The organism is Niallia sp. FSL W8-0177, assembly GCF_038006285.1.
GTDB lineage: Bacteria > Bacillota > Bacilli > Bacillales > Cytobacillaceae > Niallia > Niallia circulans_A.
In genome coordinates this window covers 4,154,530-4,177,311 of record NZ_JBBOUX010000001.1, presented here as the reverse complement: position 1 = coordinate 4,177,311, position 22,782 = coordinate 4,154,530, and the positions used below count along the sequence as shown (strand labels likewise).

Here is a 22,782-nt window from a genome sequence, read left to right as displayed (position 1 = left end):
CCTGCTTTGCGATAATAAGTAACCTGACAAAAAGGATGAACAAACATGAAACAAACAGAGCTTTATCAAATGCTAGCATTTTTATTACGTTATCCAAATGAAGAATTTAGGCAGCTTCTACTTGGATTAACAGCAGAAATACAGGAAGTGGGCGACACGAGAATTCGTCAAAAACTGCTTCAATTTATAGAGCTGGTAGAGCAAACACCATTGGATGATTGGATTAACCATTATGTAAGCCAATTTGACTTCGACCGGAAAACGAATCTTTACGTTACGTATTTTAAAAATGGTGAACAAAAGGAGCGAGGCTTAGAGCTTCTAAAACTAAAAAAATTTTATCAGGCATCCGGCTTTGACATTGTTGAAACAGAACTGCCAGATTATATACCGTTAATGCTTGAATTTTCTGCACAGGTTTCAGCTGATATCAGACAAGAGCTTTGGAAAATGCATGAACAAGCAATTTGGGAGATTAGAGAAACTCTCTTATCAATTAAAAGCTTTTATGGCTTACTTTTTGATGTTTTGATTCAGCTCTTTGAACAAGATGGCCTCGAGCACCATCTGACAGCCGAAAAGCAAACTCCTATACCAAATTTAGAAGATCAAGCTATTCTTGCAAAGATGCGAGATCAATTAATTAAGAACCAGCTAGGATAAGAGATATTAGCTGGAAGAAAAGGAGTAACCAATATGAACTCACTCAATTTATTACTTTGGGGAGTTTTCCCTTATATTGTCCTGACCATTTTTATTGGCGGTTTAATTTATCGTTATCAAAAGGATCAATTTGGTTGGACAACAAAGTCTAGTGAAATTTTTGAAAAAAAGCGACTGCGAATTGGATCGCCCATGTTCCACTGGGGGTTATTTTTTGTCTTGGGCGGCCACATTGCAGGGCTGATTGTTCCAGTGTCTTTCTATAATGCTTTTGGTATTTCTGAGCACTTTTACCATAGAATTGCCCTAATCTTTGGTTTACCTGCAGGAATTGTTGCTTTTATTGGGATTCTGTTGCTTGCCCACCGCAGGTTTAGTGTGAAACGTATTAAAGCGACCTCTTCGATAGGCGATTGGGTAGCATTAATCTTGGTCATCATCGTTATTTTTACAGGATTATTAGCAACAAGCATGAACGTCGATTCACAAGGATTTGATTACCGGACAACGATTGCGCCGTGGCTAAGAGGTTTATTCGTTTTTCGTATGCAGCCTGAGCTAATGGCTGAAGTACCCATTTGGTTTAAAATCCATATTTACACAACATTTGCTTTATATGTTTCTTGGCCATTTACTCGATTAGTTCATGCATTTAGTTTTCCGCTTCGTTATTTAAGTAGAAATTATGTGATTTATAAACGAAGAGTTCAACGTAAGGCTGGATGAGATGGGAAGCACCTATCATAGTGAAATAATTTTACGAATAAGGTTGGGATGAGGATGAACCATCAGGACATTCTTTTATTGGGGGCAGAGCTCGATAAAACACTCCAAGAGAATAACATGGCACAAGCAAAAGATATCGTGAGCCAGTTGGAACCTCATTACGAGGCGAGATCACAGGAGTTTTCCGTATCGAATCAATTAACCATTGCATTGTCACTTGCAAAGTATTTTCGAAAAAGGAACCAGTATGATAAATCGGCTCATTATAGCAGACAGGCAATTCAACAAGCAAAAATAGGAAAGCTCGGACTAACTAGACCGCTGGTTGACGCGTATTTAAACTATGCAAAACTAGAAAAAGATTATAACCAGATTGACAATGCTAGAAAACTATTAGCAACACTGTTGATGCAGCTAGAGAAAAATAAGGTAGAAGATAACTATATATTTGGTCTCGTCTATCATTTGTTAGCGCAAATTGGCTTTCAAGATCTGGCTTTTGCTACGGCTGTTGAACAATTTAAAGAAGCATTAACCTGCTTTCGGAAAGCAATTCCTGAAGAGCATCCTATTATCTATCAGACTATTAATGAATTGACAGAGACGTATATTCGCATGGAGCATTATCAGGACGCCTTGTATCTTCAAGAGAAGACCTTACAAGACTACCAAAAGACAGATGACAAGTTAACCCAAGCCTTGATCCTGTTACGGATGGGAGAAATCTACTTTTATCTTGATTTGAAAAAGGCAAGGAAGGCAATAACGCAATCGCTGGCATTATTGAAAGCCCTTGAACAGCCAGTGTTGCTTTACCAAGCAAAGGCGAATTTGCTATTAGCAGAGCTGGAGGAGAATCTAGCAAATGCTCCACGTTCTATCAATTATTATAAGAGAAGCCTTAAACAGCTGGAACAAGTTCATGAGCAAGAGCACTTCATGGTTGTCTATGCCTATTCAAAAATCGGAACGTTACTTATGAAGGTAAACCAATTAGAGGATGCCAAATACTACTTGGAGAAAGGGTTGCCGTTAACGAAAGGCCATCCCCGTATTCAAATGCAATTCCTTTATGCACTCGGGAAGATTTATTCGAAAGAACAGTCGTATGAACAAGCGAGAAATCTATATCAAGCTTTCCTAGATCAATTGGAAAAGGCAAATAAAAAACAATCGAAGGCATATGCAGATACATTACAAGCAATTGGATTTAATTTTATTCAACAAAACGATATGGAAAAAGCTTTTATCTGCTATCAAGAAGCCATTGATATTTATCAAGGCCTTAGACCGGTTAGTAAGGATTCCTTAGGCTTTGCATGTATTCGTCTTGCTTATTGTTATGAACAAAAGGCTGAAAAGGACATTGCAAAAGCAAGTGAGTGGTATCAGTATGGCGTAGAACAGATAGAAAAGCTAAAAGATAAGGCGCTCTCTGAAGAGGCACTCGCAGCAGTAATTGATTTTTACCAGCGTCATGATTTTCCAAAGCAGCAGTCTTACTATGAAAACAAGCTAGTCAAATTGCAAATAAATAGCAGAGAAGTATTATCGTAGAAAAGAGAAGAAAGCGATCAAATATGAGGTTACAACCAACAGAGGAGAATTTAGCATGTTACAGGATAGGCTCGGTCGTCCATTACAAGATTTACGCATATCAGTTATTGATCGATGTAACTTTCGTTGTACGTATTGTATGCCAAGGGAAATCTTCGGTAAAGACTTTTCTTTCTTACCCAAAGACCAGTTGCTAAGTTTTGAGGAGATTGAACGATTAGCTAAACTATTTGTTCAATTAGGCGTAAGAAAAATTCGTTTAACAGGCGGGGAACCTTTATTACGAAGAGACATTGCAACCCTAATTGAGAAGTTAGCTGCTATTGATGGGTTAGAGGATATTGGCTTGACAACAAATGGAATACTGCTAGGGAAAATGGCAAAAAGTTTGAAGCAAGCAGGTTTAGAACGTGTGAATGTGAGCTTGGATGCATTAGATGATAAAGTTTTTCAATCAATTAACGATAGCGGTATACCTACTAAAAAAATATTAGACTCCATTGAACAGGCACGAAAGGCTGGACTCAGTGTAAAAGTGAATATGGTTGTCAAAAAAGGAATGAATGATCAACAAGTAATCCCAATGGCAAAATACTTTAAAGAACAGGAAATACCATTGCGATACATTGAGTTTATGGATGTTGGCCAAACAAATGGTTGGGATTTCAGCCAGGTGATAACGAAAAAACAGCTGTTTGAGCAATTAAGCCAACATTTTGAGCTGGAACCTGTGGATTCTGCCTACATAGGAGAAGTGGCAAAGCGTTATCGTTATGTTGGAACTAATGCAGAGGTTGGATTCATTACGTCAGTTTCTGAATCCTTTTGTTCTACGTGCACACGAGCCAGGCTAGCAGCAGATGGGAAGTTTTATACCTGTTTATTTGCAAGCGGCGGGCTCGATCTTCGAACATTATTACGATCTAATGCAGATGACCAGACAATTTTACAATCAATTGTGCCAACATGGAAAAACAGAAACGACCGCTATTCAGATGAACGGACGGAAGAGTCAGCGAAGCATAGAAAGAAAATGGAGATGTCCTATATTGGTGGATAGATCAATAAGGGAGAGCAAAGCGATGAATAATCGATATTCCAGACAAATACGTTTTCAGCCAATTGGCGAGCATGGACAAGAGCAAATGGCGAAAAAGCACGTATTAATAGTAGGGTGTGGAGCTTTAGGATCGGCTAATGCAGAAGCACTTGTCCGCGCGGGAGTTGGGGAAGTATCTATTGTGGATCGGGATTATGTAGAAGAGAGTAATTTACAACGCCAGCATCTGTTTACGGAAAAAGATGTAGAACAGCAGCTCCCTAAGGCAATTGCAGCTCAACAACACCTGCGGGAAATAAATCAGTGTATAAAGATCCATGCACATGTGATGGATGTAACAGGTGAAACGCTTGAGCCATTAATAAAAGATGTGGATCTCGTAATGGACGCAACTGACAATTTTGATACTCGATTTATCTTGAATGATGCGTTGCACCAGCATAGGATACCTTGGATTTTTGGTGCCTGTGTCGGTGCTACGGGAATGAGCTATACGGTTATTCCAAATGAAACGCCTTGCTTACGTTGTTTGCTTGATGCCATACCAGTAGCAGGTGTGACATGTGATGCAGTTGGAATCATTGGTCCTGCCGTGCAAATGGTTGTAGCGCACCAAACAGCTGAAGCATTGAAGCTCCTAACAGGTGCAGCAGATAAACGACGAGCCACTTATTTAACGTTTGATCTCTGGAATAACCTTTATCAAACGATTGGAGTGGAGGGAGTAAAGCGGGATGAGTGCCTTACTTGTGGGATGAACCCGACATATCCAGCATTAGCATACCAAAATCAGTTGAAGACGGAAGTCTTGTGTGGAAGAGATACGGTCCAGCTTAGGGCGAATACATCACACTCCTTAGCAGCATTAGCAGCCCGATTTCAAGTATTTACAAGTGTAAAACAGAATGAATATCTAGTATCGATTACGTACCAATCCTATCGTATTGTCTTTTTCCTTGATGGGAGAACATTAATACATGGCACTAATTCCGTTACAGAAGCGAAAAAAATTTACTATCAGCTAGTAGGTTAAGGGGGGATAATGATGGAACGGCGAGAACCAATAAAAGTTACAGAAGCAATTGAACGAGTCATGCAATATGGGGCAGCAGGCGGCATTGAACATATAGCATTGGAACAAAGTATGGATCGAGTTTTGGCAGAAGATGTTCTGGCCGATCATGATGTGCCCCCATTTGATCGTTCGCCATATGATGGATATGCTATTCGCTCCAGTGACACTTGCAGAGCATCAACAGAAAATCCTATCGCACTATCTGTTATCGGCCATATTGGCGCCGGGGAAGTTTTTGCAAATACCGTTGGGGAAAATCAAGCGGTCCGGATTATGACAGGAGGTCCGATTCCTGTTGGATGTGATGCTGTTATCATGCTAGAACTAGTAGAGGAAGTATCCGAGCACAAGATTTGCATAAAACGTAAAGTGAAGCCGAATGATAACATTTCCTTTCAAGGCGAAGATACAACAAAGAATGCTGTCATTGTTAGAAAAGGAACTCGAATTAACCCAGGTAATGTCGCACTACTTGCCACATTTGGCTATAAGCAAGTCCCTGTAGCGAAAAAGCCGACTGTAGGAGTGATTGCGACAGGCAGTGAATTACTAGAAGTAGATGAACCACTTGTACTAGGGAAAATTAGAAATAGTAACGCATATATGATTATGGCCCAATTAGAACGAGCTGGCGCAAAGGCAATCTATTTCGGTCAATTTATCGATGATTTAGAAGTATGTTATAACCAAGTAAATACAGCGATTGAACAGGTGGACTTTTTAATAACAACAGGTGGTGTGTCAGTAGGGGATTATGATTACTTGCCAGAGATTTATCGGAGAATGGGAGCAAATGTATTATTTAATAAGGTAGGGATGCGACCGGGCAGTGTAACAACTGTAGCCGAATTAGCTGGCAAACTGTTATTCGGGTTATCTGGTAATCCATCTGCGTGCTATGTCGGCTTTGAGCTTTTTGTAAGACCAGTGCTCCAGTTCTTTTTAGGAAATCCACTAGCCTATAATAAAGCAATTCAGGCTAGGCTTGGTTCGGATTTTGCAAAGCCAAATCCATTTGATCGATTTGTGCGCGGCAAGCTTTATTTTACCGAAGCACAACCTGTTGTCACGCCACTCGGGCTAGATAAATCAAATGTCGTTTCCTCATTAGGAGAAGCAGATGTATTGATTGTATTACCAGGAGGCACAAGGGGATATGAACAAGGAAGCAGTGTGGTTGCCTTATTGCTCGAATATGCAGAAGGGGATGCCGTGTTCTTAAACAATTATCAATTAAAGGAGAGACAGCATGGACACTAAGCGTTACAAAATCGTGGATCAGCCTATTGCAATCGATGAACTTATTGACAAAGTAACGCGTCCTGAGGCAGGTGCCATTACAACATTTATTGGAACGGTAAGGGAATGGACGAAAGGAAAGCGTACCATCTATTTACAATACGAAGCATATATTCCAATGGCGATAAAAATGTTGGAACAAATTGGACATGAGATAACGGAAAAATGGCCGAATACCGAAATTGCAATCACCCATCGAATTGGTAGATTGGAAATTACGGATATTGCCGTCGTAATAGCGGTTTCTTCCCCGCATCGTGAAGCTGCATACCAGGCAAATCAGTATGCGATTGAACGAATTAAGCAAATAGTACCAATATGGAAAAAAGAGCATTGGGAAAACGGCGAAACATGGATTGGAGATCAGCTTGAGCAAATCCCCTATCATGATCCATGGTCAACAAACGAGGGAGGCATTTAAAATGAAAATATTGGTGTTTGCACATTTACAAGAGCAGCTTGACACATCAGAATTAGAGCTGGATTGGGAAGCACAGACGGTTCAGACATTTAAAGAAGCCTTTCAACAAAGCTATGGGATTGATTCTTTAGACCAGGTCATGATTGCCGTAAATGAAGAATTCGCAAGGGGCCAAGCTATGATCCAAAAAGATGATGTAGTGGCACTCATTCCGCCAGTCAGCGGCGGGTGAAGCAGTTAGTTCAATGGAAATTAAAGGATGATAGCCCATGCAATGTGTACAAATTATCGGTTATAAAAATCGTGGGAAAACCACTTTAGTAGAGCATTTAATAGGATACTTTTCAAAATACCATTACCAAGTGGCAGCAATCAAGCACCATGGACATGGAGGCCTTCCTTTAGGGTGGGAGAAGACAGATAATGCAAAACATCTTCAAGCAGGAGCAGATTTTGCTGGTGTGCAAGGAGAAAACCTGCTGCAAATTGCGACAAATAAGGAATGGAATCTAGATGTAATTATACAATTATACACGCTATTAAACGTAGATATTCTATTTATAGAAGGATACAAGCATGAACCGAAGCCGAAAATTGTGCTAATTGGGGAGCAAGAGGATATCCAGCTAATAAATAAAGTATCTAACCTGAAAGCGGTAGTTTCTAGTATTCCTTTAGAAGAAATATCTGTTCCGATATTTAAGCCTAATCAATTAGAAAAATTGGCCTGTTGGCTTCTGGAACAATACACGCAAAATCTGCTTCATTAATCAATATTACACATTTCCAGCGGGCAGTTTTCACAGCCGATCGCCTGACGTAAATACTCAATGTCGTGAAGAATTATTTTTCCTTGTGTATTCAAAGAAATAATATTGTTTTTCCGAAGGTCACCGAGCATGCGGTTCACACTTTCCCTTGTAGTTGCACAGAACCTTCCTAGCTCTTGATTTGTTAAGGTCATGTCGATAAGGATGCCATCATCCACAGGGACACCGTAGCTATTGGATAAGCGAATTAAGGTAGAATAGACAGCACCTTTTTTTCCATTTAATAGTAAATCGCGCAGCTTTGATTGGAATTTTCTCATGTGGTCACTTACCCAGCGCATGAATTCAAAGGTGAGCGCGCTGTTCGCCATTAATTCTTTTTCTAATTTGCTTCTTTTTATCACATAGACCTCACCGGTTTGGAGCGTTTTACAGCTTAATAGAAACTTTGGATTATCAGCAAACAGCGTTAGCTCACCGACGATATCATCTTGTTTACAAAGCCGCAGCAATAGTTCGTTTCCTTCTGCAGTAAGCTTGCTAATTTGAACTAAACCGGATTCAAGTAAATAAATTTCTTTTGCTTCTTCTCCTTCGCGGAATAGATAATGGTCTTTATATATTTTTTTCTTTGTACCAATAGACACAAGCAAATGCCGCAGTTCTGGAGAAATCATTCTTTTCCTTGATGCTTGTATTGGAATTTTCACGTGGAGACCCCCTTATCATGGTTTCATTTCCATGATAGCATGAAAAAAATGCAAGTAGCTCGTTGAAAAACTAAAACTTAGTGACAATTTTTAAACAATAAGCGTCTAAGTATGGAGTGATGACATGCAGCAACCTATCGTTGGTATTTTATTGGCAGGAGGAAAATCAAGCCGCTTTGGTTCGCCGAAGATGTTTGCCGAGCATAATGGAAAAGCTTTTTATCATCATAGCCTGGATGCTATTACCCCTTTTGTTAAACATGTATACATGGTAACCCAGCCGCATTATGTAGATCAGATAAAAAGTGCAGAGGCAGATGTTTCTATCCTGATAGATTTGCCTTCTGTAAGAGAAAAAGGCCCGCTTGCCGGGATGTATTCCGTTATGCAGGAAAATCGAAGTACATGGTATTTGGTCATCCCTACCGATGTCCCATTTATGACAGAAGCTACGATTCATTTGATCGTAAAGGAAATCCAGCCTGGATATCAGGCAATTATTCCATCTTGTAAAGGAAGGTTACAACCTTTAGTCGGTGTATATCATGCGACCGTTGCTCCTCTCATTGAGGAAATGCTGCAAGCTGGGGACTATGCTGTTTATCAGCTCCTTCAAAAGCTAAAGGTAAAAACAGTTGAGGTAGAAGATGAAGAGCCTTTTTACAATTTGAATTATCAGCGGGATTACGATTATCTAATAAAGAAGTAGTCATGAGTATAAATGCCTGGATAGGTGCTATAAATTAGAGACAAGGAATATAAGGAAATGAACATAAATAAGGATACGAAGCTGCAATTACAGAAGCCTCTTTATAAATGGACAGTTCACGATTTATTATTGTTAATTAAATGTAAGGTATTATTAGCTAATGTTTTGCCAGTGCTGACTTCCTTTCTATTAGCACTGAACATCCTTAGAGAAGGATTTTTAGATTACTGGATGGAATTTATCTTTGTTTTACTTGGTTCGACTTTGGTAATGGGAGGAGCATTGGTACTGAATAATTGGTATGACGTGGATATTGATTCCATCATGGAGCGTACGCAAAAGCGCCCAACCGTAACAGGTAATGTGCCACTGCAGACGGTGCTTATTTTAGGAATAGGCTTCACGATAGCTGGCTTTGCTTTTTTACTGATGGTGAATATGAAGACTACGTTATTTGCGTTCATTGGTTGGTTTACGTATGTCTTTTTATATACGATGTGGTCTAAACGCCGCTATGCTTTTAATACATTGATAGGCAGTTTATCAGGGGCTGTGACCCCATTGATGGGATGGGCTGCAGTTGGGTCTATTCTTCATAAAATCCCACTTGCCTTATTTCTGCTTTTGTTTATCTGGCAAATGCCTCACACCTATGCCATCGCTATTAAAAAGTTTCAAGAGTATGCGGACGCGAAGGTAGCAATGCTGCCAGTTGTATCGGGAATAACTAAAACAAAATATCACATGGTATTTTATATTGCATGTCTGTTACCAATTTCCTTTCTCCTTGCTTCATTTGGAAAAGTGTTTGTGATCGTGACATTTGCTTTCACAATGGGCTGGCTTATTTTAGCTTTATCGGGATTCTTGGTAAAAGATCAATGGAAATGGGCGCATTGGAATTTTTTATACTCTGTGAATTACTTAATGATCATATTTATTTACATGACTATCCTCACTCTTTGCTTCAAAGTTAAGTAGAGAAAAAATAAGAAGGCGAAGGATGATAGTAAATCATGGTCCTTCGCCTTTACACTTATATGAACTTAAGCGTTTATCTTCCTTTTTGCTGTACTTAAATCGTTAAATATCCCGACATAATACCGGACTTCCCCGACATTATTTTTGATGGCACTAATGGTCAACCATTGTAAATAAAAGGAGCCATCTTTTCTTTTATTCCATATTTCACCCTCCCAGAAGTCATGCTGATCAATCGATTTCCACATTTCTTGGTAAAAGGACTTGTCGTGTTTGCCCGACTGGAGGAGTACAGGAGTATTTCCTAAGGCTTCCTCTGTTGTATACCCAGTAATCCGTGAAAATGCAGAATTTACCCGTTTAATGACGCGTTTTTTATCTGTTAACATAATTGCTTCGGCTGTGTTTTCTATGATCTGCTTCTCGATGTTTTTCTCATCTTGATAATACATCCAAACTACAATAACGAAGCTAACCAATGCAAATTGGGACAATGCCATAAATCCGATCGAATATTGCCCTGTCATTTGTTCAACCGCAGTCAAAATAAGAGGTGGGAAGAACCCGCCTAAACCACCAATGGCAGAAACTATTCCATTCACAATCCCAGCTTGCTTTGGAAAGTGCAATGGAACTAATTTAAAGATCGTTCCATTCCCGATACCTGCTGTTACAGCGACTGATAATGTTCCGATCGTGTATAAAGTCAAGGTTGGGGAAAATGATAAAATGATACCTGAAGCAGTGATGCCGATAAATGTTATCATTAAAATAATATATGGGTTAAATTTATCAGCAAGCCAGCCACCAACTGGTCTTAGGAAAGTCGCAAGCGCTATGAACCCTGCCGTTCTCATTCCTGCATCAACCGTACTTAATTCAAAATGAGTAGATAAGAAATTAGGTAAATAAACAGTAAACGCCACGAAAGCTCCAAAGGTAATAAAATAGAAAAGACTTAAAGCCCATAATGTCGCATTTTTGTATACAGCTTTAAATTGCTTAGATAAAGCAACATGCTCTTTACTTTCCTGCTTATCTCCTAAAAAAACAGTTAATGCTATAAACAATAGTAATAAGATAAGATACATCTGAACCGCTTTGTTCCAACCGAGCATTGCTGCGATAACAGGGGCTCCGAAGGAAGTAACGGCTGTCCCAATGTTACCTACGCCATAAATTCCATTAATAAAACCATGCTTTTCTTTCGGATAATATTTTGGTAACGAGGTGACACCAATAGAAAAGACAGCTCCGCCGACTCCAAGAAATAATCCACCAATTACTAAATCTGAGAATGAATTAGCTATACTAATAAAGTAGACGGGAAATAGAAGAATAAAAAAACTAATACTAAATAATAGTCTTGCTCCATAGCGGTTTGTATAAAAGCCTATGGGAATCCGCAGGATAGAACCTAAAATAACAGGAAGTGCCGTCACTAATGACACTTGTGATGCTGTTAATGAAATATCTTCTCGAATACTAGGCATTAGGGAGGATAAGATCACCCACACCATGAATCCAATGACAAGATTAAACGTTTGCAGATTTAGTTGAATCGTTTGTTTTTTCATATGCCGATATCCTTTCTTATGATTTCATATTTGTCCTCTATACAACAATAAAAAAAATTTTGCTGTCTACGTGTGATTTACTTCACATATAGCCAGCAAAATTTTGTTTTTTTTATTATATTTACTTTTAATGGGACCATTTCAATCTCTGGCTGTAAGGAAGGCGGCATCAGATAAACTTTGTCCAAATATTTTTAAATGGGGATAATAACGACTTGAACATATCCTGCTGTGAAAGAAAAAAGAATTACCATCAAAAAAGTATGGGTAATTCTTTTTTTAATAGTTATTTCTTTGTTTTATCTCTTTCTTGCATTTCTTTCACATTTTCTGAGTGGAAGGGAGAATTGCTCACTTCATTAACGACACTAAATGGGTTACCGTCCAAGTCAAAGAAATCAAAAAATTTCATTCCGCCAAAATCATCGATTTCGGTAGTAACGATGCCATTGTTTCTAAATTGTTGATGGGCAGCTTCAATATTATCAACGACAAAATTAAAATAGGAGTTCTTCTGATCCCCTTTAATAATAAATTCAGTAGGCTGGGGGGATTCTACTTTTACTAAGGCTAATTGTGTTGTTCCAGCTGGTAAATAAAAGCCGGCACCATCCTCCCAACTATCGATTATCTTCACACCAAGAAACTTTACATACCAATCGGTAGATTTCTTAATATCTGTAACTGGAATAAATATACTACCTACTTTAAACATAATCTTCCTCCCTTGAATGAAATTCTTCCTTATAACGAATATAATAATGGAAAAGTTACACTTACATGTAAATTTATATAAAAGAGGATGAGACATGGTTTTTGAAGATATCGAGGTTGTGATTAAGAAACTTTATAAATATTGTTTAAGGTTGTCAGGGTCACCTTGGACAGCCGAGGATCTAGTACAAGAAACGATCCTAAAGGTTTATAAAATAAAAAAGGCAGAGCCGAAAAGGGAGTTTACATTTTCTTATTTATGTACTGTGGCAAAAAATCAGTTTATCGATGAGAACAGGAAATATAAAGAGAGTATTTTATTTAATGAGGACATTTTCGGAGAAGCCTACGATTTTATAGATTACGATGGTTTAATAGAAATTTTACTTACCACCCTACCTTTAAAACAGGCTATGCTAGTTACCTTGAAGGATGTATTTGGCTACACTTCAAAAGAAATGGCATCCATGTTAAGAATAAGTAATGAGGCGATTAAAACAGCACTTCATCGGTCTAGAAAGAAACTAAAATTACAAAATAATAATATAAAAATCCCCTCTTCTAATCAAGAAATTATTATTGCACTCACTAAAGCAATACGGGAAGCGAAACCGATGCAAATATTTTATCTTTATCGACTATTAGAATCACAAAATTTTAAGGTAAGAAGAGGTTCTATCCATTCTCGATTCTATGTTATAGACCCAGATGGAAATATTTTAGAAATTACATCCTAATAAGTTGAACTATATTCATACTAATAAAACGTGGTATATTAGTTTTACCCACAATTAGAACGGAGACTAATTATAATAATATAATAAAAATTCGGGAGGCAAATATGCTATCATTTGAAGAAAAACTAAATATTATTGAGGAGTTCCCTCAATTAGAACGAAAGAATGTTTCATTAAAACGCGTTAATTTTCATTATGCGGAAAGTGGAAGTGACAAAAAGAACGTCGTGTATCACTTACATCCCAATGGAAACGGATTTGTATATGCGGACAAGCTGAATGAGTATGAGACAGATGAAAAAGGGATGGTCAATATTAGAGATTTTTCAAAAGAAGAACTAAAAGAAATTATTGAAAAATCCATTCAATCATTAAGACCGAATATACAAGAAGAAGAGACGGTCGAGGAAGAAACAGTGGAAGAAGAAACATGGATTGATACGGAAAATAATACACTCCTTCTTCTTCAAGAAGAAGGGTTTTGGAATATATATGCCGGAGTCAATCTAGAAAATAGTTTTTCAAGCTACGAGGAAGCTTGTGAATACTTAAAGGAAGAAGGCTTTAACAAGTCTTCCATTTAAGATACGTAGGAAAAACAACGCAGAGGGTGGGACAAAAGAATTTTACATAAAGAAAAAGCCAAACTATAATACAATAAAACATCGTAATAGTTCGCGTTTTTCTTTTCGCTGATTTATCTTTTTTATAGCTAAAAAACAAGTTCGTTCCATTGCGCTCCAGTCACTCGCTTTCCGCGGGGAGGAAGCTGAGCCTCCTCACTGCGCTGCGGGGTCTCAGCCTTTCCTCTATTTCCCGCAGGAGTCGAGTGTCTTCCACTCCATTTCACTAATCTTATAAAATGGGGCGAGAAACAAAAATAGATTTTATTTATCATTCGTCTAATTCAACAAATGATTATTCAGCTTTAAGCATATCCTTTTTAGTTTTGTCTCAGCCCCGTTTTACTATTTTCATGAAAACGTGGAACAGCTCAAGGGCTTATCCAAAAAAAAGGAGGAGAAAGAACTTGAGTCAAAATAGATTGGTCCCGAATACCTTCAATTATGCGGAGGAAGAAGAACACCTATGTAAATTAGAAGTTCGTTCTCTATTTCGTGCTGACTTACATGCCTTTGTATTAGAGAGCAGTATAAATAGAGATCCAAGCAGGAGTCCTTTTATAAAAGAAAAAATAGCGGTTCTATTTACAGGTGATACGTTAGAAGAGCTAAAACAAAGGGTAGAGGCAATGCCTTCTTTGCCTAGTACGTATAAGGTAATCGGCATCAATTATCGGGACATCGATCCCCTTGATAAAATGGAATTTAATGATAGGAAAGGAATCGCTAGACAAATTGGATGCTTGGTTCCAGGTGCAGCAAGTCTTCATAATCCAGAGATAGTATTTGCTATTACCAAGTTAAAAGGAAAATGGTATTTCGGATACTATTCGGAAAATCAGGGTATGTGGCTTATTCATCAACAGAAACCTCATAACTACTCAACTGCACTAACTACCCGAATGGCTAGAGCGCTAGTAAATATTGCAGTTCCAGAATTAAGAGGAGTGAAGGTGATTGATCCATGCTGTGGCATCGGGACAGTATTGGTAGAGGCTTTATCGATGGGAGTTAATATAACAGGCAGTGATTATAATCCCTTAGTCATGAAGGGCATTCGGAACAATCTCGCCCATTTTGGACTTTCTGGTCCTGTATTTTTAAGGGATATCAGAGACATAACAGAAATGTATGATGTGGCAATTATCGACATGCCATATAATCTTTGCTCCGTTGTTTCCGATGAGGAAAAATTTGCAATGCTGCAAAGCGCCCGTCGCTTTGCTAAAAAAATGGTCATCGTAACGACTGAAGATATAGATGGAATACTGGGTGAAGCAGGTTTTGAAATAGTAGATCGGTGTGAAGTCCCAAAGGGAAAATTTATACGGCAAACAATCGTTTGCTGCTAAGGCATAGGGATGGAATAGATGAGGATTAACTTGTAGTTTAAATACTCGATGAACTAATATATGATAACAAACAAAACGATTGGATTTATTATCCAATCGTTTTGTTTGCAAAGTTGTTTTCTTCAACGAGCTCCCCCATTACTTTAAGTATATTTCTTAACAGGCTAATTCCCTTTCAATTCAATTATTATGGAAATCTTCCTATTTCTAAATAGAGATATATTCAACATCAGATTATTTTTATTATACAAATTCACTTAACTTCCTTTACTTATTTTTGAAATCCCCTTCTTCTCAAATTAAATCTAATTTGTAATTTTTCTAAATTAAGATGAATAAACGATACCCCTGCTAATATTAGTAGTCCCCCTAATAGAGATACCTGTGTTGGTTTTTCACCAAGCCAAAACCACCCAATCACAAATGAAAGTGCTGGAGTTAAATAAAGCGAACTAGTTGCTACAGAGGACCCAACACGTAAAGTTAAGTAAGCTAATATTATATACGGAATAATGGTAGGGAATATCCCTAAATATATGACGCTTAAAGTGGACTCTAATGAAGAATTTGTAATTTCTCCTACTAAACCCGGGAGAAGAAAAAGCATACAAATAGTCCCAGCAATAATGGTATAAACAGTAAAGGCGAAAAAACCATACTTCTTAATATAATGCGTTTGAAAAACAAAATAAAAACTTTCTGATATTGATGCTATAAGAATAAATAAAATTCCACTGCCAGTTCCAAAACCCCATGTTCCTAAGGAAATCAAAGCTACTCCAAAAAAGCTAATAATAGATCCAATCCATTTTGATATTCCGAATTTTTCCTGGAGAAACCAACCAGCTAAAAAAGCGCAAATAATCGGTGTAGTTGAGACCAGTAAACTGGCAATTCCTGAACTAACTGTCTTTTCTCCTATATTTAATGCCAAATGGTATACAGTAAAGCCTAAAAATCCAAACAAAAATATAATGGGAATATCTTTAAATTCAGGCAATTTCATTTTAAAAATAATAGCAATTCCTATGAGTAATATGGAACCCACTAACATTCTAAATAGGGCAAGGTGCTCAGGTGTATAAGATTGTAATCCGACCCGAATCCCTGTAAAAGCTGATCCCCAAAGAAAAATTATAAGACAATTTGCCACTACTATCCTAATATTCAATTTATACGGCATATGTTCACATCCTCGATAAAATTTCCAACCAATTCTATTTTTCTTTCCCATAGTATTTAAGATTTGTTAAAATGTCTGCAACCAGTTAAAAAAGAAAAAAACCAACCACTTAAGTGATAAGGGAATTTTAATGGAGGTAAACGGAATTGGTATTGAAAATTAAAACTCCAAAATATCAACAAATAATCGATTTTATTAAAGAGAAAATATCTAATGGAGAGTGGCCAATCGGAAGTAAAATACCTAGCCAAAGAGTATTAGCAAAAAGATTCGAGGTTAATAGAAGTACAATTATTACTGCTTTGGAAGAGTTAATGGCTGATGGATTAATTGAGGCTAAAATTGGATTAGGCACATACGTAGCGAATAACACATGGACTTTATTGGCTACAAATCCACCACCTGATTGGGATGAACATGTAAAATCTGGATTACTTAGACCAAGTCAATCAACTGTACAGGAAATAAATTTGGCCGAATCTAATGCTGATCTTATACAACTTAGCAAAGGGGAGTTATCTAAAGATTTATTTCCCTTAGAAACAATGAAATCAGTGTTAAGAAGAGTATCTGACCAATTAGAGGCTTTTGGGTATGAAGAACCAAAAGGGTTTCTTCCTTTAAGAGAAGCTTTGAGTGATTATCTTAAAACTATCGGTATTCAGGCTTCCCCTTCTTCCATTTTAATTGTATCTGGTGCATTACAGGCTCTGCAATTAATTTCAGTGGGGCTACTCCATAGAGGTTCAAGTGTTTTACTGGAACAACCTTCCTATCTTTATTCCCTTCGTGTTTTTCAATCTGCTGGGATGAAGCTTACAGGACTACCAATTGATGAAGATGGACTTATACCTAACTCTATTTCCATCACAAATAAACAACGCAACAGAGCCATTTTGTATTCCATTCCCTGTTTTCATAACCCTACAGGTATCTTAATGCCTGACAAACGACGCCAAGAGCTCCTTAGCATTTGTAAAAAGGAACAGCTTCCTATGATTGAAGACGATATTTATCGAGAATTATGGCTTGATGAAATTTCACCTTCTCCTATTAAGGCAAATGATAAACATGGTCATGTATTGTATTTAGGCAGTCTATCTAAATCGTTAAGCCCTGGTTTAAGGATTGGATGGATTGTTGGACCAGAACCAGTCATTGAACGATTATCCGATATAAAAATGCAGACAGATTATGGTTCCAGCTCCATATCTCAAAGAGTAGCAGCTGAATGGTTTAAAAGTGGGTTATATGAACAACACCTTGGCTTGGTACGAGAAGAGTTAAAAAAAAGACGGACAGTTATGTTAGAAACATTAGAATATTATTTAAGCGATATAGCTTCTTGGTATACACCAAAGGGTGGATTCTTTATTTGGTTAAAAATAACTTCAAAAATTTCCATGAAAGAACTTTATGTAAAAGCCTTAGACAGAGGCATATTACTGAACCCTGGAAGTATATATGGTCAAGATTCTAACCGTTATCTTCGCCTTTCTTATAGCTATGCCTCCATCGCTAACTTGAAAAAGGGAATTTACCAGTTAAGCAAAATTATAAGAGAACTTGTAGGTAGTTAGATTGTAAATATTTATGCTGTGAAAAAATTTGGCTTCTCATTCTAATGGTTACTTTACCTTGTTTATCTATTCCGCTTATAGCAAAAAAACAATTAAGAAATATGTACTTACTGCTCTAACAATGAGTGCATATCTTGTTCTAGAAGAAAAATTTTCAGTAAAGAAAAAATGGTGGTGGTTCCCGTAAAATATAAAACATAATGTCTTGGCCGAACTACCATTAATTAGTGAACCATTCTTTACTGGTTCTATTTGGATAGAAAGAAGTTTATCAGTAATAATTTAGGAATGTCGTTTTATAGATATTCCTATTTTTTCCTATTAGTAAAAATGTATCCCTTATTTAACGGACGGATCTTTTGGTTTAAGTAGCATTATTTACAAGCTTTCTTTTTTCTTACTTATGCTTTGGCTATTTAAACACTTCAAAACTTTCTAGCTAAACAAGCAATAACAAGACAGAATAGCTCACCAAACCAAGGAAAAAAGCAATGAAACTGCTCTCTCTTTCTTCTGGTAACTCTTCCTTCAGTACATTTAAAATTATCCCCCCTGCCAAGAATGCTGTGAGCATGGAAATATAAATTTCCTTTAATTCAGTAAATAAGCCAACCATCCATCCAAATAATATTGCTAATGTTAGTAACCATCTACCAAAATGGTCATATATTTCTTTGTGATCTTTTCTTAGACTGTGATCATTGGTAACAAAATGAACCGCCATTGCTAAGAAGTAGAATAACATTCCCCAATTGCTTCTATATGTTTCTCTAATCAAAAGATAACCAATTAGCGCGTTATATACAAAAAAAGATGTTATATGAATCCAAAATACACCGGTTTTCGATTTTTTTGTCCCACTTTCTTTTTTTGATTTTTTAACCATCTTTTCTAGTCCATAGAAAATAGTTAATCCCAGCAGAGCTATCAGATAGGCGTGATTCTCAAATAGGTGAAAAATTCCTTTATCTCCTAATTGCTCTAATACTCTTTGATGTTTGCTTAACTCGGGCATTAGATGGATAAATACATAAGAAACTGCTATACCACCAGCGATTGAGAGAAATCTACTTCTAGGTGAATCTTTGATAAACTTCATTGTTTTAGAAAAGAAATGAATAAAAATAAATCCAATTACAAAAACAAGACTTAGACTAATCGTCATTTTAATCCCACCAAATTTTTAGGTTAGTATAGTAAATAACCTAAATCTACATAACAAAACCATACTCAGAGATTTTGAGCCAGTTATTCTGCTAATTATAATATAGAAAAACATTGGAATATTGGTAGTAGGCATGGACATCTTTCTCAGAAATATCACATTAATTCCTTATTTAACAGCAAACACAAAAAATCTATTTTGAATAAGAATTGAACAAAATGGATTTTCTTCTGGATTTTGTCTTTTTATTTGAACTCATTTATTTAAGTGTAAAAATATATTTCTTATAGCAGGCATCAGAATTATAACTATTGAAATTTCCTGAATGAGATAAAAATGACATACCAAATAACAAGCAAAATAACACCCCGATTGCACGATGACAATATTTATTGTTAAGAAGCGATTAGGGGTGTTATTTGCTATATTGCAAGCTAGCAAATTTACATGTATTTATAGTGTTTTATTCACAAAACGGAATTACCTACTATTAATCTACCTGACTTTTTTGTTTTATCAGAAGGATAAGGGGTATATATTTCCATAAGCAATATATCAAGTTAGAGGTAATGGTAAAAAGTAAATGAAAGAAAAAGGATGGATAGCCAACATGTTGTTGAATAAAAAGATACTACTGTTCTTCAGTTTAATCGGGCTCTGCCTTTTATCTGCTTGTGCCGAAAAGGAGAAGCTTGCAGATGGATCTGAACTGATTAATAAAAATCAATTTGTTTTTGCTGCTTCTGGTGAGTTTAAGCCATTTAGTTATATAAATAACGATCTCACCATGTCAGGATTTGATGTTGAAGTTGGCGAAGCACTTGCAAAAGAAATGGGACTTGAACCAGTTCAGAAGCGAATTAAATTCAAAGGGATTGTAGAAGGGGTGAAAACAGGACGTGCAGATGCAGCCGTTGCCAGTCACACGATTAATCCGCAGCGGAGCAAACATGTTGCCTTCAGTACTCCTTACTACTACTCGGGCCCGCAAATTTTCACCAGACCAGATAGTTCAATTAAGACGGTCGACGATTTAAAGGGAAAGGAAGTAGCTGTTGCAAAAGGTTCTACATATGCCGATACTGCCTCCAAGTATACGGACAAAATAAAAACATATGACAGTGATATTACGGCTTTACAAGCGTTAAGCAGCGGTCGCCATGATGCAGTAATCACCGATTTTGTAACAGGGAAAAGTGCTGCACAGGAAGGGTTTAAGATTAAAGCACAGCAGTTAATTGATCGCAGTGAACAAGCGATAGTTCTTCCCAAAGATAATCCAAAACTATTGAAGCGAGTAAACCAAGCCTTGGAAAAACTCCGAGAGGATGGGACACTTACTCGCATTAGCATGAAATATTTTGGAGAGGACATTACGACTAAACCAGAATAAATTTATACCAGAATAGAAAGGAAGTAATACTTTGCCAAGTTTTTCACATTTTTTTAACATACTAGCGGAAACAAAAGGTGTATTCCTAAAAGCTATGCTTTTGACATTAGAGCTGACAGCTGTTTCGATCGTACTCGGAATCGTCATTGGGCTGATCTTTGCCTTATTAAAAATTTCTAAAATCAAAGTGCTGGAGTTTATTTCCGATGCATATGTCTATTTGGTTCGCGGGACACCGCTGATTGTTCAAATATTTATTCTCTATTTCGGAATAAGTGGAATTTTCCTTCTTCCTGATTTTTGGGCTGCTTCCCTGGCGTTAGCATTCCATAATGGAGCTTATATTTCTGAGATTCTTCGTGGAGCAATTCAGGCAGTTGACAAAGGTCAGTTAGAAGCAGGACGTTCTTTGGGAATGACAAAGGCACTGACATTAAGGAGAATTATTCTTCCACAGGCATTTAGACGCGCGCTGCCACCTTTAGGTAATCAATTTATCATTAGTTTAAAAGATTCTTCGCTAGCTGCATTTATCTCCATGAATGAGCTGTTCAATGTAGCAACAACACTAGGATCCAATAATTTTGACGAAATGACCTATTTACTCATTGTAGCTGTCTACTATTTAGTACTAGTAGCACTGTTGACATTTGTAGTAAACCGAATTGAATTAAAATTAGCAGTAAGCGACAGATAGGGGCGAAGAAATTGGACAAGAAAGAAATGATCAGAATAAACCAATTGAATAAATCATTTGGAGACTTACATGTATTGAAAAATATCGATTTGACTGTTTATGAAAGTGATGTCGTTTGTTTAATAGGATCAAGTGGTTCAGGAAAAAGTACCCTCCTTCGCTGTTTGAATTTTTTAGAAAAAAAGGATAACGGCAGCATTATCATTGAGGGGAATGAGGTCAATCCAAGCACCGATAACTTGAACAAAATTAGGGAAAAGGTAGGAATGGTATTTCAAAATTTCAACTTATTTCCACATAAAACCGTACTGGAAAATATTATTGAAGCACCTATCATGGTAAAGGGTGTAGACAAAGATAAAGCTATCTCCAAAGCAAAACAGTTACTGCAAAAAGTAGATTTAGAGGATAAGGCAGATGTTTATCCTAGTAAACTATCAGGTGGGCAAAAGCAGCGGGTAGCCATTGCCAGAGCACTTGCAATGGAACCAGATATTATGCTCTTTGATGAGCCGACATCAGCACTGGATCCCGAGCTAGTGGGAGAGGTATTAACAACGATGAAAGACTTAGCAGAAGAAGGAATGACCATGGTGGTTGTAACCCACGAAATGGGATTTGCTAAAGAAGTAGCAGATAGTATTGTGTATATGCATGATGGAAAGATTATTGAACACGGTACAGCTGAGCAATTTTTTAACAATCCAAAAGAAGAAAGAACACAAGAATTTTTAAAAGCTACGATGCTTAAATAACAAAGAAGTCCTGTCTAAAAGTATAGACAGGACTTCTTTGTTATTGTATTTGGGTGGATATATTTCATAAAATACGCTTGTGAATCTAAAGAAGATAGCCGTTTATGGTTATCTTCTTTCATTTTAATAGAGCTAAGAAGAGCATAATATTCTTTTTCTAAAGACAGACCATAAAAGCAAGAATGAGGACGAAATGGTGGCAGATTACTTGTTAAAATAGGTCCAATAAAAGATTTGGAGGAAAATTAAAATGAATAAGATGAAGGAATTCAAGGAACTACATTTTTCAGAGGATTTATTATTTCTTGGAAACGCCTGGGATCTTCTTTCAGCTTTAACGCTAGAAAAGGCTGGATTTAAAGCAATTGGTACAACTAGTTGGGGAATTGCTAACTCATTAGGATATTCAGATGGAGAATTAATTGATTTTGATCGACACTTAGCTATAATCAAAACGATTACAGAGAATGTAAAAATCCCTGTTTCCGCTGATATTGAAGCTGGATACAGTGAGGATATAGATAAAATTATTAATAATGTATTAAGGACAGCTGAGATTGGAGTTGCTGGTATCAATATAGAGGATTCACTGAAAAAATCAAATGAATTGAGAGAAATAACGCAGCATTGTAAACTAATGGAAAAAATGAGGGCAGCCTTAGATAGAAATGGTTATAAAGACTTTTATATCAACGCCAGAACGGATACTTACCTAAAAAGGAAAAATCCCTTGCTGGAAACAATGGAACGAGCTCGTGCATATGTGGAAAGTGGTGCCAGTGGAATTTTTGTTCCTGGGTTAAGAGAGGATAAAGAGATTAAAGAAATTACAAAGAATGTTAGCGCTCCACTAAATCTATTATCTTTACCTGGGCTGACGAATTGTAATATGCTTAAAGAATTAGGAGTAAGACGATTTAGTTTTGGAAACGCTCTATCTGATAGTGTAATTGTTCATTTAGAAAAAAAGGTTGGCGAATTATTAGAGTTCAAGGATACGTCCTCTTTGTATGAAAAAGAAGCACTAGGGTGAAA

General features: G+C 37.0%; 24 protein-coding genes. 19 read left to right on the top strand and 5 right to left on the bottom strand.

From position 1 onward, the window contains the following. The first annotated feature begins 45 nt into the window (after positions 1–45). The 9 genes from narJ to mobB are packed head-to-tail and all read left to right on the top strand — an operon-like array spanning position 46 to position 7,571. A complete protein-coding gene (gene narJ / locus NST77_RS20260) occupies positions 46–663 on the top strand; it encodes a nitrate reductase molybdenum cofactor assembly chaperone (RefSeq protein ID WP_341123474.1) in 618 nt (205 codons plus the stop codon). A gap of 33 nt (positions 664–696) precedes the next feature. Beyond that, positions 697–1,389: a respiratory nitrate reductase subunit gamma gene (narI, locus tag NST77_RS20255; RefSeq protein ID WP_341123473.1), complete on the top strand. Its 693-nt coding sequence runs from the start codon at positions 697–699 to the stop codon at positions 1,387–1,389. A gap of 54 nt (positions 1,390–1,443) precedes the next feature. Then, a complete protein-coding gene (locus NST77_RS20250) occupies positions 1,444–2,946 on the top strand; it encodes a tetratricopeptide repeat protein (protein ID WP_341123472.1) in 1,503 nt (500 codons plus the stop codon). Between the two features lie 55 nt (positions 2,947–3,001). Continuing rightward, positions 3,002–4,006 carry a GTP 3',8-cyclase MoaA gene (moaA, locus tag NST77_RS20245; protein ID WP_047941007.1) on the top strand — a complete coding sequence of 335 codons (1,005 nt, stop codon included), beginning with the start codon at positions 3,002–3,004 and terminating at the stop codon, positions 4,004–4,006. 22 nt (positions 4,007–4,028) lie between these two features. Continuing rightward, positions 4,029–5,039 (top strand): ThiF family adenylyltransferase, encoded by a 1,011-nt coding sequence (locus NST77_RS20240; RefSeq protein ID WP_341123471.1) that lies wholly within the window; start codon positions 4,029–4,031, stop codon positions 5,037–5,039. Between the two features lie 9 nt (positions 5,040–5,048). Then, positions 5,049–6,341: a molybdopterin molybdotransferase MoeA gene (locus tag NST77_RS20235; protein WP_341123470.1), complete on the top strand. Its 1,293-nt coding sequence runs from the start codon at positions 5,049–5,051 to the stop codon at positions 6,339–6,341. Next, positions 6,331–6,801 carry a molybdenum cofactor biosynthesis protein MoaE gene (locus NST77_RS20230; RefSeq protein ID WP_095333309.1) on the top strand — a complete coding sequence of 157 codons (471 nt, stop codon included), beginning with the start codon at positions 6,331–6,333 and terminating at the stop codon, positions 6,799–6,801. The genes NST77_RS20235 and NST77_RS20230 overlap by 11 nt, the downstream gene beginning before the upstream one ends. A 1-nt stretch (position 6,802) precedes the next feature. Continuing rightward, complete coding sequence (moaD, locus tag NST77_RS20225) at positions 6,803–7,033, top strand: molybdopterin converting factor subunit 1 (RefSeq protein WP_341123469.1); 231 nt, start codon at positions 6,803–6,805, stop codon at positions 7,031–7,033. Between the two features lie 37 nt (positions 7,034–7,070). Next, positions 7,071–7,571 (top strand): molybdopterin-guanine dinucleotide biosynthesis protein B, encoded by a 501-nt coding sequence (mobB, locus tag NST77_RS20220; protein WP_341123468.1) that lies wholly within the window; start codon positions 7,071–7,073, stop codon positions 7,569–7,571. Here the strand turns inward: mobB and NST77_RS20215 are convergent. Beyond that, entirely contained in the window at positions 7,568–8,248 is a 681-nt protein-coding gene (locus tag NST77_RS20215; RefSeq protein WP_095333327.1) for a Crp/Fnr family transcriptional regulator, read from the bottom strand. The genes mobB and NST77_RS20215 overlap by 4 nt on opposite strands. Before the next feature lie 157 nt (positions 8,249–8,405). Between NST77_RS20215 and NST77_RS20210 the strand changes: the two genes are divergently transcribed. After that, positions 8,406–8,990, top strand: coding sequence for a molybdenum cofactor guanylyltransferase (locus NST77_RS20210; protein WP_341123466.1), 585 nt, complete (start codon positions 8,406–8,408; stop codon positions 8,988–8,990). Between the two features lie 57 nt (positions 8,991–9,047). After that, positions 9,048–9,971, top strand: coding sequence for a heme o synthase (gene cyoE, locus NST77_RS20205; RefSeq protein ID WP_341123465.1), 924 nt, complete (start codon positions 9,048–9,050; stop codon positions 9,969–9,971). Positions 9,972–10,036: 65 nt separating this feature from the next. Here the strand turns inward: cyoE and NST77_RS20200 are convergent, their stop codons facing one another. Both NST77_RS20200 and NST77_RS20195 read right to left on the bottom strand, forming a co-directional pair. Continuing rightward, positions 10,037–11,548, bottom strand: coding sequence for a nitrate/nitrite transporter (locus tag NST77_RS20200; RefSeq protein WP_341123464.1), 1,512 nt, complete (start codon positions 11,546–11,548; stop codon positions 10,037–10,039). Between the two features lie 286 nt (positions 11,549–11,834). Next, on the bottom strand, positions 11,835–12,263 hold the full coding sequence (locus NST77_RS20195) for a VOC family protein (RefSeq protein WP_341123462.1): 429 nt from the start codon (positions 12,261–12,263) through the stop codon (positions 11,835–11,837). Positions 12,264–12,357: 94 nt separating this feature from the next. Here NST77_RS20195 and NST77_RS20190 point away from each other — a divergent pair, with 94 nt between their 5' ends. The 3 genes from NST77_RS20190 (at position 12,358) to NST77_RS20180 (ending at position 14,974) form a co-directional block, all read left to right on the top strand. Continuing rightward, positions 12,358–12,999 carry an RNA polymerase sigma factor gene (locus NST77_RS20190; protein WP_123260216.1) on the top strand — a complete coding sequence of 214 codons (642 nt, stop codon included), beginning with the start codon at positions 12,358–12,360 and terminating at the stop codon, positions 12,997–12,999. 104 nt (positions 13,000–13,103) lie between these two features. Continuing rightward, entirely contained in the window at positions 13,104–13,583 is a 480-nt protein-coding gene (locus tag NST77_RS20185) for a hypothetical protein (protein WP_095333325.1), read from the top strand. A gap of 446 nt (positions 13,584–14,029) precedes the next feature. Further along, positions 14,030–14,974 carry a TRM11 family SAM-dependent methyltransferase gene (locus NST77_RS20180; protein ID WP_341123461.1) on the top strand — a complete coding sequence of 315 codons (945 nt, stop codon included), beginning with the start codon at positions 14,030–14,032 and terminating at the stop codon, positions 14,972–14,974. 271 nt (positions 14,975–15,245) lie between these two features. Here NST77_RS20180 and NST77_RS20175 read toward each other — a convergent pair whose 3' ends face one another. Further along, entirely contained in the window at positions 15,246–16,157 is a 912-nt protein-coding gene (locus NST77_RS20175) for a DMT family transporter (protein ID WP_123260217.1), read from the bottom strand. Positions 16,158–16,303: 146 nt separating this feature from the next. Between NST77_RS20175 and pdxR the strand changes: the two genes are divergently transcribed. Continuing rightward, on the top strand, positions 16,304–17,737 hold the full coding sequence (gene pdxR / locus NST77_RS20170) for a MocR-like pyridoxine biosynthesis transcription factor PdxR (RefSeq protein ID WP_163187297.1): 1,434 nt from the start codon (positions 16,304–16,306) through the stop codon (positions 17,735–17,737). Positions 17,738–18,176: 439 nt separating this feature from the next. Here pdxR and NST77_RS20165 read toward each other — a convergent pair whose 3' ends face one another. Beyond that, positions 18,177–18,902 (bottom strand): hypothetical protein, encoded by a 726-nt coding sequence (locus tag NST77_RS20165; protein ID WP_123258599.1) that lies wholly within the window; start codon positions 18,900–18,902, stop codon positions 18,177–18,179. 610 nt (positions 18,903–19,512) lie between these two features. Here NST77_RS20165 and NST77_RS20160 point away from each other — a divergent pair. The 4 genes from NST77_RS20160 to NST77_RS20145 all read left to right on the top strand — a co-directional run bounded on the left by NST77_RS20160 (position 19,513) and on the right by NST77_RS20145 (position 22,780). Then, positions 19,513–20,295, top strand: coding sequence for a transporter substrate-binding domain-containing protein (locus NST77_RS20160; RefSeq protein ID WP_095329370.1), 783 nt, complete (start codon positions 19,513–19,515; stop codon positions 20,293–20,295). A 31-nt stretch (positions 20,296–20,326) separates the two neighbouring features. After that, positions 20,327–20,992 (top strand): amino acid ABC transporter permease, encoded by a 666-nt coding sequence (locus NST77_RS20155; protein WP_095329327.1) that lies wholly within the window; start codon positions 20,327–20,329, stop codon positions 20,990–20,992. Between the two features lie 26 nt (positions 20,993–21,018). Further along, positions 21,019–21,747: an amino acid ABC transporter ATP-binding protein gene (locus NST77_RS20150; RefSeq protein ID WP_061797312.1), complete on the top strand. Its 729-nt coding sequence runs from the start codon at positions 21,019–21,021 to the stop codon at positions 21,745–21,747. 250 nt (positions 21,748–21,997) lie between these two features. After that, the gene (locus NST77_RS20145; protein ID WP_171510229.1) at positions 21,998–22,780 is read left to right on the top strand and encodes an isocitrate lyase/PEP mutase family protein; all 783 of its coding nucleotides are present in this window, start codon (positions 21,998–22,000) and stop codon (positions 22,778–22,780) included. The last annotated feature ends 2 nt before the right edge of the window (positions 22,781–22,782 follow it).